The sequence below is a fragment of the Nonomuraea sp. NPDC049378 genome (genome assembly GCF_055586745.1).
In genome coordinates this window covers 10,851-23,584 of record NZ_JBVJHP010000007.1, presented here as the reverse complement: position 1 = coordinate 23,584, position 12,734 = coordinate 10,851, and the positions used below count along the sequence as shown (strand labels likewise).

The window sequence follows — 12,734 nt, the reverse complement described above, 5'->3', positions numbered from 1 at the left end:
CAGCCTTTCGGGTCGTCTCACGCGCCGTCGAGGACGAGCGTGCGGCCGCTCCAGCGCAGCGGCGTCGTCCGCGTCGCGGTCGGGCAGGAGGCGGCGTCGCCCGGCCGGTATTCCGGCCGCACCAGGACCAGGGCCGCGTCGCGGACCTCGACGCGGCTGCCCGCGCCCTCGTGGGCGTAGACCCGCTCACCCGGCTGATCTCCGGCGAGCCGGTAGACATAGGTGCCACGGGTGCCCTCGTATCCGCAACTCCGGCCCGGGCAGGTGTAGACGGTGACGGCCACCAGGCGGACGTGCCCCCGGTCGCCGGACAGGGAGATCTCCTCGGAGTAGACGGGGAACTTGCCGTGCTCGCACCGCCTGATCGCGGACGTGCTCCTGGTGCCCAGCCGTGGATCCTCCCGCAGCACCTGCAGGCCGTCGAGGTCGGACGGCGTGCCGGCAGCCGTCTGCGCCGGCGCGGGCGAGGCCCGCTCATGACTGGCCCGCCCCTCCACCCGCACCCGCGGATCGATCCCGCAGCCGGCCACGGCGGCCGATCCGGCCAGGGCGAGAGCGCACAGCAAGGCCCCCGCGACGGCGGACGGTTTTCTCAGCGACATGCCGCAGATAATACCTGCCGCGCATTGTTACAAGACCTATGGATTACCGCTGGCATTTCGATGTGAAAGCTGAAAGGAATCGACGGCGTCCGCCTTTACGGTGGTCGGCGTGGAGCTTCGCGTTCCGTCCCGGGCACTGCGTCAGGGCCGGTGATGCGGCCGGAGACCATGCGGCCGATAACACGCGAGCCCCGTCGAAGAAATTCCGTGACGCATTCAGAGAAGACATCGAAACGTTCGCCCGGAGAAAGCCGGACCATGTCCCCGCCCTGGAGGCCGACCTGAAATGAACCATCCCGTGGACGTTCCCCATGACGCCCCGCCGGCGAACCGGCCCCGGCCCCCGCGGGGGCGGCTGCTGGGGCTGGACGCCGTGCGGGCGCTGGCCATCGTCGGCATGGTCTACATGCACGTCAGCCCGACCGGATGGCTGGCCCCGGCCCCCATGCCGGAGAAACCGGCGGTGCTCGACTGGGTCGAGCACGCCGTCTCCGGCCGGTCGATGAGCCTGTTCGTGCTGATGGCCGGCATCTCGGTGGCGCTGATGACCGGTGGGCCCGCGCCCCTGGACGGCGAGCGGCTGACGACGGCCAGGAGACGGCTCGCGATCCGCGCGGCCATGCTGTTGCTGATCAGCCTGTGCGTGGACCAGCTGTCCGGCATGAACCTGTCGATCCTCGAGTTCTACGCCGTGTGGCTGCTGCTGCTGATACCGCTGGTACGGCTGCGCCCGGGCACGCTCATGGCCGCCGCCGGCGCCCTCGGGGCCGCGCTGCCCGTCTTCTGCTTCGTCGTGCTCAACTACGGCCGCACCTGGGCCATCTCCCCGATGAACCCGGCCGGCGCCGAGCCGGCCTTCGGCCTGACGCTGCTGCTGAGCCCGCAGGACTGGCTGGCCAAACTTCACCAGCTGCTGATGGGCGGCGGTTTCCAGACGCCGTACGCGATCCCGCTGCTGCTGGCCGGACTGGCCATCGGCCGGCTCGATCTGCGCAGCCCGGCCGTGCGCGCCAAGATGGCCGGCTGGGGCGCCCTGCTGGTGGCCGTCAGCTGGCTGGTGTCGTGGGTGGCGCTCGTCCCGCTGGGCGCCGAGCGGGCGCTGGCGGCGATGATGGAGTCCGCCGGCGGGCCGATGCTGCAGCCGTGGGCGTCGGTGCTGACCCTGCCGCCGCACCAGCTGTACGCGCTGAGCATCCCGATGGCGCCGATGATGACCGGGGTCGCGCTGCTGCTGCTGGCCGGGCTCCTCACCCTGCTGGAGCGGCCCGGCTGGCAGGTGGCCCTGCGGCCGCTGACCGCCGCCGGGAGCCTGGCGCTGACCTGGTACGCCGCTCACCAGGTCTTCATCGAGCGGGTGGCGGGCGATCCGCCCTACGCCTTCACCCTGTTCGCCGGCATGGCGGTCTTCGCCTTCGCCGTCTCGCCGCTGTGGTTGCGGTGGATGCGGCGCGGGCCGCTGGAATGGCTGGTCCACCGGGTCATCGTCATGGTCGTGCCGGACCGTCCGGTACCGGACCGCGCGGGGGCCAGGCACAAGGCCGGCTGGTAGGCCGCGCGCGGTCGAGCCGAGGGGGACCCGCGCGAACCCTTCCCGGCTCGGCCGCCCGGCTCACCGGCCCCGGCGCCTGGCCAGCAGCAGGACGCACGCGATGGCGCCGAGCAGCACGGTGGCCAGTCCCGAGGCGCCGAGCGTCGCCCGCGGGCCCAGCGCCGTCGTGACCGGTCCGCCCAGCGCCGTGCCGAGCGGCGATGCGGTGAGCAGCGCCGCGCTGCGGGCGGCGAGCATCGCGGCCAGGTGCTCCGGCGGCGACTTCGCCTGCATGAGCGTCACCGACAGCGCCACGAACGGCCCGTAGACCGCGCCGCCGACCCCGAAACACGCGACGGTCACGGCCACCGGCACGTCGAAGGCGAACGGCAGCAGCAGGAGCCCCCATCCGAGCACGATGGCGACCGTCACGGGCCACAGCGGCAGCCGCCGCAGCGTGCCGGCCGCGAGCCCGCCGAGCACCGCGCCGGCGCCGAACACCATCCAGTAGAGGCCGAGCAGCGTGCCGGGCGCGCGCAGGTCGTGGGTCACGTGGAGTGGCAGGGCCACCTCGACCGGGCCGTACAGCAGGTTGAAGAACCAGGTGAGCGTCAGCAGCCCGAGCAGCTCGGGACGGGACCGCAACAACGCGAGCCCGCCGCGGGCGGCCGTCCGGTCGACGGGGGAGACGGGCCCCGACTCCGGCAGCCGGGTGCGCAGGACGATCACGGCGAGGAAGACGTAGGTGAGAGCGTCCAGGCCGAGCACGAGCGCGGAGCCGACGTACGTCACCAGCACACCCGCGAGCGCGGGGCCGGCGATCGTGGCGGCGAAGTTGAGCGAGCTGACGAGGGTGTTGGCGGCGAGCCGCTGCTCGCCCGGCAGCAATTCGGCCAGCAGGGTGTACTTGCCCGCGCTGCCCCACGCGTGCAGCAGGGACGAGCCCGCGAGCAGCACGACGTACAGCGGAAGGCTGAGCAGCCCCGCGAACCAGGCGAGCGGCACCGCGCCGAGGAACACGCCGCGCACCACGTTGTCGGCGAGCAGTATCCGCCTGGCCGGCACCCGGCGCATGCGGCGGCCGAGCACCAGCGCGCCGGCGACGCCGGGCATCGTGTACGCGGCCACGGCGCCGCCGACCCACAACCCGGCGCTCGCCTGCGGCGCGAGCTCGACGGCCAGCCACGCCACCGCGACGAAGCTCATCCCGTCCCCCAGGTACGAGACCGCGAAGCCGAGGATCAGCCGCCGGAACACCCGGTTGGCGAGCACCGGCCGGTAGGCGGTGGGGACGAGACGCCGGAGCACGGCAGGGACCTCGGAACGCGGCATCATGCACGGCGGATCGGCTCGGCGCGGCGGCGGTCGGGGTCCTCGCGCGGGAGGAAGGCCGCGTGAACGGTGATGCTCATGATGGTCACGTTAGGCGCGGGCGGGGAGCGGCGCTTCTCGATTCCTGCTGGGCCGGTCGCGAAGGGAGGCCCACGCGAGCCGCTGGATGAGGGCGACGCGTCCGGGGACGGGGCTTTCAGCGCGCGGCGGAGCGGGCGCGGTCCAGCAGGTCCAGCGTCAGGTCCGGCTCCAGGTCCTCGAGGTTCCACCGGGAGTCCCGGTAGGCGTGGTTGCTGACCCAGAACGCCATCACGCCGTCGTCCAAGGACCTGGCGTACGTCGCCAGCGACCAGGAGTTGCCGCCGTCGTGCCAGGCGATCCGGCCGTCGCCGGTGTCGAGCACGCTCCAGCCGTACGCGTACGACTCCTCCGAATCCGGCATCGGCGCGTACGGGGTGAAGAGCTTCTCCTTGGCGCTGTCCGTCAGGACGGCGTCGCCGGTCAGGGCGCGGTGCCAGCGGAACATGTCACGGGCGGTGGACAGGATGCCGCCGTTGCCGCGCAGGTTCCAGTACGGTCCGTCGGCCGCCCACGGATGGTCGTAGGGCCGGCCCCTGCTGGCGCCCCGGGCGTCGTACTCCACGGCCACCTGGTCGCGGTCCCATCGGGGCAGCACGTATCCGGTGCTGGTCATGCCGGCGGGGGTGAACAGGTGCTCGGCCAGGAACTCCTCGTAGCCCATGCCGGAGACCTTCTCGATGATCGCGGCGAGCACGCTGTAGCCGAGGTTGGAGTAGTGGAACCGCTCGCCCGGGGCCGACAGCGGGTCGGAGGCCAGCGCCCCGGCCAGCATGTTCTCTCGCGACAGCACGTCATAGTCGTCGCCGAGCGACTCGGGCAGGCCCGCCGTGTGGGTCAGCAGGTGATGCACCGTGATCTGGCGTTTGCCGGGCGGGACCGGGCCGAGATGGGCGCTGATCGGGTCGCTGGTGCGCAGCCTGCCCATCGTCTCGAGCTTCAGGATCGCGGCCGCCGTGAACTGCTTGGTGATCGACATGACGTCGTACACCGTGTCGCAGGTCGCGGGGGTCCCGGCGGCGCGGTCGGCCAGGCCGAAGCCCTGGCAGTGGACGATCCGGTCGCCGCGCGCCGTGACGACCGTGCCGCCGGGCCCTTCGGGCAGCGTGCGGGCCAGGTAGGCGGCCAGGGGTTCGCCGGCGGCGGGGGAGCACGCGGCCATCGCCAGCACGAGCATCAGCAGCACACCGGTGCGCATGTGACCTCCAGGAGTCGGGAGGCACCAGTTGACCTGCGCCGCCGGACCTGCTCAACATGTCCGGGCGTCCGGGTTCGTACGGGACACCGTACGTCCAGGTCAGCGCGCAGGGCACCATCAGGAGATCGACACAGGAGCGAACCATGACCACCACCCCGCCCCCGCCCCCGGCCACCGGCGAGACCGCGTTCATGCACGAGCTCCGGCGTCTCAAGGCCTGGTCGGGCCTCAGCTTCCGGGAGCTGGCGCGCCGCGCGTCCGCCGCCGGTGACGCGCTGCCCTCCTCCACCGCCTCCACGATGCTCGGCAGGAACCGGCTGCCGCGCCACGAGGTCCTCGTGGCGTTCGTCCGGGCCTGCGGCCTCGACGAGGAGCAGGTGCGGGCGTGGGCGGACGCCCGCGCCGGGATCGCCGCCGGCACACCCGAGCCCGCACCGGCCTCCGCGCCTGCGCCGGCACCGGAGGCCGTGCCGGTGCGGCGCACGCGGGCCTGGAGGCGGCGGGTTCTGGCGGGAGCGGCGGCACTGGGCGTGATTCTGGCCGGAGGGGCGGCGCTGACGCTCGGAAGTGACTCGGTCGAGACGTACGAGACGACCGTCGTACGCTGACCCCGGCCGTCAGAAGGCGTTGACGAGGACGACGTACACGGTGGTGCCGAGGCCGACGCTCAGGATCGTGCGGCGGCCGAAGGCGAGGTGGACGCCGGCGGTGACGGCGACGGCGAGCAGCGCGTGGAGCGCCGCCCGTGGTTCGGCGGCGATGGTGCCGTGCAGGGTGGTGACGGCGAGGATCGCGAGGATCCCCACCGGCATCCACACCGACAGCTGCCGCACCGTCGCCGACGTGCGGAGCGCGCGCAGCGCCGCGAAAGGCATGGCGCGCAGGGCGAAGGTGATGCCGAACACGATCGCGAGGACGGCCAGCAGGTAGGGCGTGCTAGGCACCGGCGGCCTCCCCGACGGTCTTCCCGGCGCTCCCTCCAGCGGCCCGGCGGGTGGCGAGCAGGTGGCGGGCCAGCAGCAGGACGAGGAACACCAGCAGCGCGGTGAGCAGGGCGACGCCCGGAGTCAGCAGGAGCGCGGCCGCGACGCTCGCCACGGCGAGCAGTACGGACGGGATCTCGCGGCGCGAGCGGACCGCGTCCAGGGCGAGCGCCGTGAACAGGGCGACGAGGGCGAACTCCAGGCCTTTGACCGGGCCGGGCAGCGCCGTGCTGAGAGCGACGCCGGCCAGGCCGCCGCCGACCCAGTAGGCCTCGCAGGCGATCTGCATCGCCAGCAGCCGGGGCGCCGAGCGTTCGGCCTCGGGCAGGGCGGCGTTGACCGCGTACGCCTCGTCGATCATCGCGTAGACGGCGTACGCCTTGGCGAGCGGGTGCCTGACCACGTGCAGCGGGAAGGAGAAGGCGTAGAACACGTGACGGAAGTTGACCACCAGGACGGTCAGGGCGATCGCGCCCAGCGGCGTGACCGTCGCCGCCATCCCCACCACCAGCAGCTCCACGGAGCCGGCGAACGCGGACAGCGACAGGGCCGGGGCCAGCCACCAGGGCAGGCCGGCCTGGACGACCAGCAGGCCGAGCGCGATCCCCAGCGGGAGGATCCCCAGCCCGGCGGAGAACGAGTCGCGCACCCCGGCGGCGATCTGCTGCCGCCGGGTGGCTGGGAGTGACGTGGTGACCTGCGAGGGAACGTGTTGTCGCACCTCTCCATGGTCTCGCAGATCGCCCGCCATGTGGTTGCCGATGTTGCCCGCCGAGCCCGCTCTGGGGCAATGTTCTCACTGTGGATGCGATAGATCGAGCAATTATCACCGAGCTGGAGCGCGAGGGGCGGCTGACGAACGTCGAGCTGGCCCACCGGGTCGGGCTCACCACGGGGCCGTGCCTGAGACGCGTCCAGCGGCTGGAGGCCGACGGCGTCATCCGCGGCTACCGGGCCGTCATCGACCCCGCCGCCGTGGGGAGGTCCTTCGAGGTGCTGATCGACCTCACCCTCGACTCGCAGGACGCGGGGACCGTCGAGCGCTTCGAGCGCACCCTGGCGCAGGCCGGGGAGGTCGTCGAGCTGCGCCGCCTCTTCGGCACCCCCGACTACTTCATGCGCGTGGCCGTCGCCGACCTGGCCGCCTACGAGACCTTCCTCAGCCAGTACGTCATGACGATCCCCGGCGTGAGGGGTGTCACGTCGAACTTCACGATGAAGAACATCAAGTCGGCCCCGTGACGGCCGCTAGATCCAGCCCTCCTCCCAGGCGCGGTGGGCGGCCGCGTGGCGGGAGGTGACGCCGAGCTTGGCCATGGCTCCCGACAGGTAGTTGCGCACGGTCCCCGGCGCGAGGTGGACCTGGGCGGCGATCTCCTTGACGGAGGCGCCCGAGCGGGAGGCGCGCAGCACCTCCAGCTCGCGGCCGGTGAGCGGGCAGTCGTCCTCGGTCAGCGCGGAGGCGGCGATGTCGGGGTCGACGTAGCGGCGCCCGGCCGCCACATCGCGGATGATCTCGGCCAGCCGGGCCGCCGGCGTCGTCTTGGGCACGAACCCGCTCACCCCCGCCGACAGGGCCCGGCGCAGCACGCCGGGGCGGGCGTGCCTCGTGACCAGGATGATCTTGGTGGGGAGTTCGGCCAGGATCTCCCCGGCCGCGCGCAGCCCGTCGGCCGGGGGCATCTCCAGGTCGAGCACGGCGATGTCGGGCCGGTGCTCGCGCGCGAGGCGCACCGCGTCGGTAGAGGTGGCCGCCTCGGCGGCCACCTCGAGGTCCTCCTCCAGGCTCAGCAGCGCCGCGAGCGCGCCCCTGATGAGGTCCTCGTCGTCGGCGATCACCAGCCGGATCATCACGCCTCCGAGTCTCGCGTACGTGGCGTGCGGCCGTCCACCGGCAGCGTGGCCGTCACGGTGAACCGGTCGCCGGCGTGTTCCCAGGTCAGCTCGCCCCCGGCCGCGGCGAGCCGCTCGGCCAGGGCGGTCAGGCCCGTGCCGGAGCCGGCCGGTCGGCGGGCGCCGTCGTTGGCGACGCGCAGCCGGGCCAGGCCGCCGGCGACCCGGTAGCCGACCTCGGCGTGCCGTGCCCGGCTGTGGCGCAGCACGTTGGTGGTGGCCTCCCGCATCACCAGGCCCAGCAGGTGGCGGGCGGTCTCCGGCAGGCCCGCCGGGCCGGAGGGGTCCGAAGGGTCGGCGGGGTCGACGGGGTCGGCGTGCGTCGTGGCGTCGATCCCGGCCGCGGCGAGCACCCCGGTGGCGTTGGCGATCTCGGCCTCCAGGGTGGTGCGGCGGTAGCCCTGCACGACGGCGCGGGTGTCGCGCAGCGCGTCGGCGGCCAGCCGGCGTACCTCCTGCATCTCCGCGGCGGCCCGGGCCGGGTCCGCCGCCGCCAGCCGCGCGGCCAGCTCGCTCTTGAGCGCGATCACCTGCAGGTGGTGGCCCTGGATGTCGTGCAGGTCGGCGGCGAAGCGCAGCCGCTCGTCCTTGACCGCCAGCTCCGCGGACAGGCGGCGGGCCTGGTTCAGCCGATCGGCGACGTCCCAGGACCACAACATGCCGAGGGTGACCCAGCCGGTCAGGGCGACCAGCCCGGCAGGGAGGGCGGCGGCGAAGAGCGGATCGTCGCCCAGGGCCAGCGCGACGCCGCCGCCCGCGACGCCGGCCGCGCCCGCCGCGGCGGCGACCAGCGCCCATCGGCGCCCGGCCGGCAGGTACGTCGCGGCGATCGAGACCATCGTCGCCGGCGCGAAGGACCAGGCCCCGTACCCGCGGGCGGCCAGCAGCACCCCGCCGAGCACGGTCGCGCCCGCGCAGCCCGCGGCCAGCCACACCGCGGGCACGCGGCCCGGTGACCCGCCGGGATCGCCGCTCAGGCGGCGGCCGAACAGGACCGCGGCGGCCACGGCGGTGACGGCCAGCCCGCCCGCGGCGGGCGGCCTGGCCGCCGCGGGCACACCCGGATCCAGGATCCACGGCCCGCTGCTGAAGATCAGGAGGGAGCCGGTGAGGAGGATCAGGGTCCACCACGTGAAGCGGCGGAAGCTCCGCAGCCCCGTATCGGCCGGCAGGTCGCGCACGCGGCCATTCTCGCAGCAGTGCGGGTCCCGGCCGCCGCATGACAGATGTCATCAGACCGGGTGACACATCGAGGCCTGCACGTGCGGTTCCGGCCCTGTCGCGGGCGATCCCGCTCGGCCAGGCTGAACGTGGGACGGATACCCCGCCCCCCTATCAGGAAGGAATCGCGTCATGGCGAACTCGCACCTCACGGACGAGACGGCGGCACGGAGCGCCGGGCATGAGGAGCCCGACACGGACCGCAGGACTCGCACGCACTGGGCTCGTTTCCTGGCGAACCGCTGGCCCACGGCGCTCGCCCTGGCCATGACCGCCCTGCCGTCGAGTGGCGGGGGTGAGGGCACGGGTGAGGGCGCTGTGGGCGTCTTCGCGCAGGTGCTGCCCCTGCTGCCGCTGCTGTACCTGGTCGTCGCCAAGCTGGGAAGGCGTGCGCTCACGTGGCCGCTGCTCGGCGCGGGGGTCGTCTCCGTCGTCGGGCTGCGGATGCTGGACGTGGTCGCGATCTCCACGGTCTACGTGTCGATCGCCCTGGTCGTGCTGGTGTGGGGCGCGCTCGACGGCCACCTGCGACGGACCGGCGAGTTCCGGCTGCAGGCGCTGGGCTGGGCGGTGTTCACGGCGCTCGCGCTGACCGGGCTGGTCGCCGACCCCGACCTGGGCCGCTACGTGATCGCGGCCGGCTGGTTGCTGCACGGCGTGTGGGACTTCGTCCACCTGTGGCGGAACAGGACCGTGGCGCGTTCGTTCGCCGAGTGGTGCGGCGTCGTGGACGTCGTGGTCGCCGTGCAGCTGGTCGTCCTGGTGTGACGGGACCTCATGCGGGGGCGGCGCCGCTTCCGGCGGGTATCCGCTGCAACTGCGTGCAGGAATGCCCGGCGGCGCTGGAACATCGCGGACTGGTGATCGACGATGGAGGGCCGTAAGCACCCCATCAACGGAAGGCCGATGTCATGCGTTCACGCTTATGGGCCGGGCTCGCCGTCACTGCCATCGCGGTGCTGCTCACGGCGCAGCCCGCGGCGGCCCAGGCGACGGTGGAATTCTCCGCCGACTCCGGCGACCAGTGCCGCTACGGCGTCACCGAGGGCACGCTGGAGTGGGTCGAAGGGCCCGTCATCCGGCCCGCGGTCCGGGTCAAGGGCACCGTGTCGGACAGCGCCGGCTCGTCGATCTGCGCCCCCGACGAGATGCACTCCCGCGCCACCTACACCGCCTACAACGGCGCCACCGTCGTCGACTCCGGGGAGGCGAAGGCGGACGACGAGACCGCGGAGGTCTCGATCGGCCTGTCCGACCCGACCGGAGTCACCTCCATCGACCGCGTGGTCGTGCAGGTGTGCCGCTACAGCAACTCCCCGTTCGGCACCAGCTACTGCGGCAGGGCGGCAGAGTACAAGATGCCCTGAGCCGTGAAAAGGGCGGCATCCCCTGCCGGGTGCCGCCCCCGCGCTCTTGCCCAGCGCGTGAGCTTACTTGACGCCGCAGGTGGGAAGGCGGATCGACGGGGAACACGATCGCTTGGGGGGCGTCATGGTCACGTCGCGAGGCGTCTTCAGGCGCAAGCCGGTGGAGCAGATCGCCACCGAGCACGAGGGGGAGCTCGCCAGAACGCTGGGGTTGTGGCAGCTCACGGCCATCGGCGTGGGCGGCATCATCGGCGCGGGCATCTTCGCGCTGGCCGGCGCGGTCGCCAACGAGACCGCGGGACCCGCCGTGCTGGTGTCGTTCCTCATCGCGGGCGTCGCCAGCGCCGCCGCCGCGATGTCGTACGCCGAGTTCGCCGGAATGATCCCGAAGGCCGGGTCCGCCTACACCTACGGGTACGCCGTGCTCGGGGAGATCGTCGGCTGGTTCATCGGCTGGGACCTGCTGCTGGAGTACACCGCGATCGTCGCGGTCGTCGCCATCGGCATCTCCGGCTACTTCGGCTTCCTCGTGCAGCAGCTGGGGTTCGAGCTGCCCCCCTGGATGCTCGGCGCTCCCGGCACCGGGGAGGGGCGGGTCGTGGACCTGTTCGCGGTGCTGCTCTGCCTGTTCATCGCCTTCCTGCTGAACCTCGGCATCCGCAGCGCCGCCCGGTTCGAGACGTTCGTGGTGGGGGTGAAGGTCGCCGTCGTGCTGCTCGTCATCGTGGTCGGCTTCTTCCACATCAACACCGCCAACTACCACCCCTTCTTCCCGTACGGGATCGGCGGGGCCATCACCGGGGCCGCCACCGTGTTCTTTGCCGTGTTCGGCTACGACGCGATGAGCACCGCGGCCGAGGAGTCACGCGACGCGCGGCGGCACATGCCCAAGGCGATCATCTACTCCCTCATCATCGCCATGGTGCTGTACGTGCTGGCCACGCTCGTGCTGACCGGCATGCAGAACTACCGGGAGATCGACCCCGAGAGCGGCTTCTCCTCGGCGTTCGCCTCGGTCGGCCTCTCCGGGCTGGCGTCCGTGATCGCGGTGGGAGCCATCATCGGCATCCTCACCGTGATGTTCACGTTCATGCTCGGCGTCACCCGCGTGTGGTTCTCGATGAGCCGCGACGGGCTGCTGCCGCAGTGGTTCGCCAAGGTGCACCCGGTACGGCGGGTGCCCTCGCGCGTCACCTGGATCGTGGGCGCCGCCTCCGCGGTGATCGCCGGGTTCCTGCCGATCCGGGAGGCCGCCGAGCTGACGAACATCGGCATCCTGCTGGCGTTCGTGGTCGTGTGCCTGGCCGTGATCGTGCTCCGCTACCGGCAGCCCGGGCTGCACCGCGAGTTCCGCACCCCCGGGATGCCGGTCGTGCCCGCCGTCGGGGTGGTCTTCTCGATCTGGCTGATCACGTTCCTGGACCCGGTGACGTGGCTGCGCTTCGCCGTCTGGTTCCTGATCGGGCTGGTCATCTACTTCGCCTACAGCCGCAGGCACTCCGCCCTGGAACGGTCGCCGGCCGGGACGGGCGAGCGCTGACGCGCCGTCGAGCCGTCCGGCTGGTGTCCTGCTGTGTCGGCGATCACACCGTGAAGGTGTCACGAAGCGAAGGTCGCAGGCGTCAAGAGAGGGACATGACCCTCACAGGCAAGGAACGACCATGCCGAAGACCCGCACGGCTCTCCTGCGCGACCTGCACAAGCCCGGCGACCCGCTGATCCTGCCCAACGTGTGGGACGCGGGCAGCGCCACCGTCGTGGCCGAGGCCGGCTATCCCGCCCTGGCGACCGCCAGCGCGTCCATCGCCGCCCTGCTGGGACGCGACGACCACGAGGGCGCACCCGTCGGCGAGATGTTCGACATCGCCGCCAGGATCATCAGGGCCGTGGACGTGCCGGTGAGCGTCGACGCGGAAGCCGGCTACGGCCTGCCGCCCGGCGAGCTCGTCGAGCGGCTGACCGCCATCGGCGCGGCCGGATTCAACATCGAGGACACCGACCACCGGGCCGGGGGACTGGTCGACGCCGACGCGCAGGCCGCGCGCATCGCCGCCCTCCGCGAGGCGGGCCCCGACCTGGTGATCAACGCGCGGGTCGACGTGTTCCTGACCGGCTCCACCTCGACCGAGGAGGTCGCCGAGCGCGGGCGCCGCTACCTTGAGGCCGGCGCCGACTGCGTCTACCCCATGATGGCCCCGTCGGAAGAGGTGGTCGGCGACCTCGTCAAGGCCGTCCCCGGGCCGGTCAACGTCGCCTGCATGCCCGGCATGGACCTGGGCAGGCTGGCCTCCCTCGGCGTTGCCCGCGTGTCCTTCGGCCCGCTGACGTACCTGACCGCGCTGGAGGCGCTCAAGACGATGGCGGCTCGCATCCGCGCGGGCCAGGACCCGTACGGGGCCTGACCCGCGGCGGGGGGGGGGGGGGGGGGGGGGGGGGGGGGTGGGGGGGGCGGGGGGGGGGGGCGGGGGGGCGGGGGGGAGCCGGCGGCGACCGTGCGCGGCGGGGGAATGCGCCACAGGGAACGGCGGGCGG

Annotated in this window: 14 protein-coding genes; 7 read left to right on the top strand and 7 right to left on the bottom strand. The window is 72.9% G+C overall.

Annotated features, from left to right (window positions below; translation table 11 throughout):
- Nucleotides 1–17: 17 nt before the first annotated feature.
- Nucleotides 18–602 (bottom strand): hypothetical protein, encoded by a 585-nt coding sequence (locus tag ACZ6SA_RS16480; protein ID WP_347650080.1) that lies wholly within the window; start codon nt 600–602, stop codon nt 18–20.
- Between the two features lie 298 nt (nt 603–900).
- On the opposite strand from ACZ6SA_RS16480, the gene ACZ6SA_RS16475 reads away from it, so the two are divergent.
- Nucleotides 901–2,151 (top strand): DUF418 domain-containing protein, encoded by a 1,251-nt coding sequence (locus ACZ6SA_RS16475; RefSeq protein WP_347650079.1) that lies wholly within the window; start codon nt 901–903, stop codon nt 2,149–2,151.
- 60 nt (nt 2,152–2,211) lie between these two features.
- On the opposite strand, the gene ACZ6SA_RS16470 is transcribed toward ACZ6SA_RS16475, so the two are convergent.
- Together ACZ6SA_RS16470 and ACZ6SA_RS16465 are read right to left on the bottom strand one after the other, a co-directional pair.
- On the bottom strand, nt 2,212–3,438 hold the full coding sequence (locus tag ACZ6SA_RS16470) for an MFS transporter (protein WP_465828660.1): 1,227 nt from the start codon (nt 3,436–3,438) through the stop codon (nt 2,212–2,214).
- A 220-nt stretch (nt 3,439–3,658) separates the two neighbouring features.
- Complete coding sequence (locus ACZ6SA_RS16465; protein ID WP_465828658.1) at nt 3,659–4,738, bottom strand: serine hydrolase domain-containing protein; 1,080 nt, start codon at nt 4,736–4,738, stop codon at nt 3,659–3,661.
- Nucleotides 4,739–4,881: 143 nt separating this feature from the next.
- On the opposite strand from ACZ6SA_RS16465, the gene ACZ6SA_RS16460 reads away from it, so the two are divergent.
- Nucleotides 4,882–5,346, top strand: a complete 465-nt coding sequence (locus ACZ6SA_RS16460; protein ID WP_465828656.1) for a helix-turn-helix domain-containing protein — start codon at nt 4,882–4,884, stop codon at nt 5,344–5,346.
- Between the two features lie 9 nt (nt 5,347–5,355).
- Here the strand turns inward: ACZ6SA_RS16460 and ACZ6SA_RS16455 are convergent, their stop codons facing one another.
- Both ACZ6SA_RS16455 and ACZ6SA_RS16450 read right to left on the bottom strand, forming a co-directional pair.
- A complete protein-coding gene (locus ACZ6SA_RS16455) occupies nt 5,356–5,682 on the bottom strand; it encodes a branched-chain amino acid transporter permease (protein ID WP_347650075.1) in 327 nt (108 codons plus the stop codon).
- Complete coding sequence (locus ACZ6SA_RS16450) at nt 5,675–6,442, bottom strand: AzlC family ABC transporter permease (protein ID WP_465828654.1); 768 nt, start codon at nt 6,440–6,442, stop codon at nt 5,675–5,677. Before ACZ6SA_RS16450 ends, ACZ6SA_RS16455 begins: the two co-directional genes overlap by 8 nt.
- 80 nt (nt 6,443–6,522) lie before the next feature.
- On the opposite strand from ACZ6SA_RS16450, the gene ACZ6SA_RS16445 reads away from it, so the two are divergent.
- Nucleotides 6,523–6,963, top strand: a complete 441-nt coding sequence (locus ACZ6SA_RS16445; protein WP_347650073.1) for an Lrp/AsnC family transcriptional regulator — start codon at nt 6,523–6,525, stop codon at nt 6,961–6,963.
- Nucleotides 6,964–6,969: 6 nt separating this feature from the next.
- On the opposite strand, the gene ACZ6SA_RS16440 is transcribed toward ACZ6SA_RS16445, so the two are convergent.
- A complete protein-coding gene (locus tag ACZ6SA_RS16440) occupies nt 6,970–7,572 on the bottom strand; it encodes a response regulator transcription factor (RefSeq protein ID WP_347650144.1) in 603 nt (200 codons plus the stop codon).
- Nucleotides 7,572–8,795 carry a sensor histidine kinase gene (locus ACZ6SA_RS16435; protein WP_347650072.1) on the bottom strand — a complete coding sequence of 408 codons (1,224 nt, stop codon included), beginning with the start codon at nt 8,793–8,795 and terminating at the stop codon, nt 7,572–7,574. Before ACZ6SA_RS16435 ends, ACZ6SA_RS16440 begins: the two co-directional genes overlap by 1 nt.
- Before the next feature lie 172 nt (nt 8,796–8,967).
- Between ACZ6SA_RS16435 and ACZ6SA_RS16430 the strand changes: the two genes are divergently transcribed.
- The 4 genes from ACZ6SA_RS16430 to ACZ6SA_RS16415 all read left to right on the top strand — a co-directional run bounded on the left by ACZ6SA_RS16430 (nt 8,968) and on the right by ACZ6SA_RS16415 (nt 12,604).
- Entirely contained in the window at nt 8,968–9,603 is a 636-nt protein-coding gene (locus tag ACZ6SA_RS16430) for a hypothetical protein (RefSeq protein ID WP_465828651.1), read from the top strand.
- A gap of 143 nt (nt 9,604–9,746) precedes the next feature.
- Nucleotides 9,747–10,202 (top strand): hypothetical protein, encoded by a 456-nt coding sequence (locus tag ACZ6SA_RS16425; RefSeq protein ID WP_465828649.1) that lies wholly within the window; start codon nt 9,747–9,749, stop codon nt 10,200–10,202.
- Nucleotides 10,203–10,326: 124 nt separating this feature from the next.
- Complete coding sequence (locus ACZ6SA_RS16420) at nt 10,327–11,742, top strand: amino acid permease (RefSeq protein ID WP_347650069.1); 1,416 nt, start codon at nt 10,327–10,329, stop codon at nt 11,740–11,742.
- Between the two features lie 121 nt (nt 11,743–11,863).
- Nucleotides 11,864–12,604, top strand: coding sequence for an isocitrate lyase/PEP mutase family protein (locus tag ACZ6SA_RS16415; RefSeq protein ID WP_347650068.1), 741 nt, complete (start codon nt 11,864–11,866; stop codon nt 12,602–12,604).
- Nucleotides 12,605–12,734: the final 130 nt, after the last annotated feature.

Coding starts and splice junctions, on each gene's coding strand:
- ACZ6SA_RS16480 (WP_347650080.1), bottom strand. CDS start 602: ATGTCGCTGAGAAAACCGTCCGCCGTCGCGGGGGCCTTGCTGTGCGCT.
- ACZ6SA_RS16465 (WP_465828658.1), bottom strand. CDS start 4,738: ATGCGCACCGGTGTGCTGCTGATGCTCGTGCTGGCGATGGCCGCGTGC.
- ACZ6SA_RS16460 (WP_465828656.1), top strand. CDS start 4,882: ATGACCACCACCCCGCCCCCGCCCCCGGCCACCGGCGAGACCGCGTTC.
- ACZ6SA_RS16440 (WP_347650144.1), bottom strand. CDS start 7,572: ATGATCCGGCTGGTGATCGCCGACGACGAGGACCTCATCAGGGGCGCG.
- ACZ6SA_RS16430 (WP_465828651.1), top strand. CDS start 8,968: ATGGCGAACTCGCACCTCACGGACGAGACGGCGGCACGGAGCGCCGGG.
- ACZ6SA_RS16425 (WP_465828649.1), top strand. CDS start 9,747: ATGCGTTCACGCTTATGGGCCGGGCTCGCCGTCACTGCCATCGCGGTG.
- ACZ6SA_RS16420 (WP_347650069.1), top strand. CDS start 10,327: ATGGTCACGTCGCGAGGCGTCTTCAGGCGCAAGCCGGTGGAGCAGATC.
- ACZ6SA_RS16415 (WP_347650068.1), top strand. CDS start 11,864: ATGCCGAAGACCCGCACGGCTCTCCTGCGCGACCTGCACAAGCCCGGC.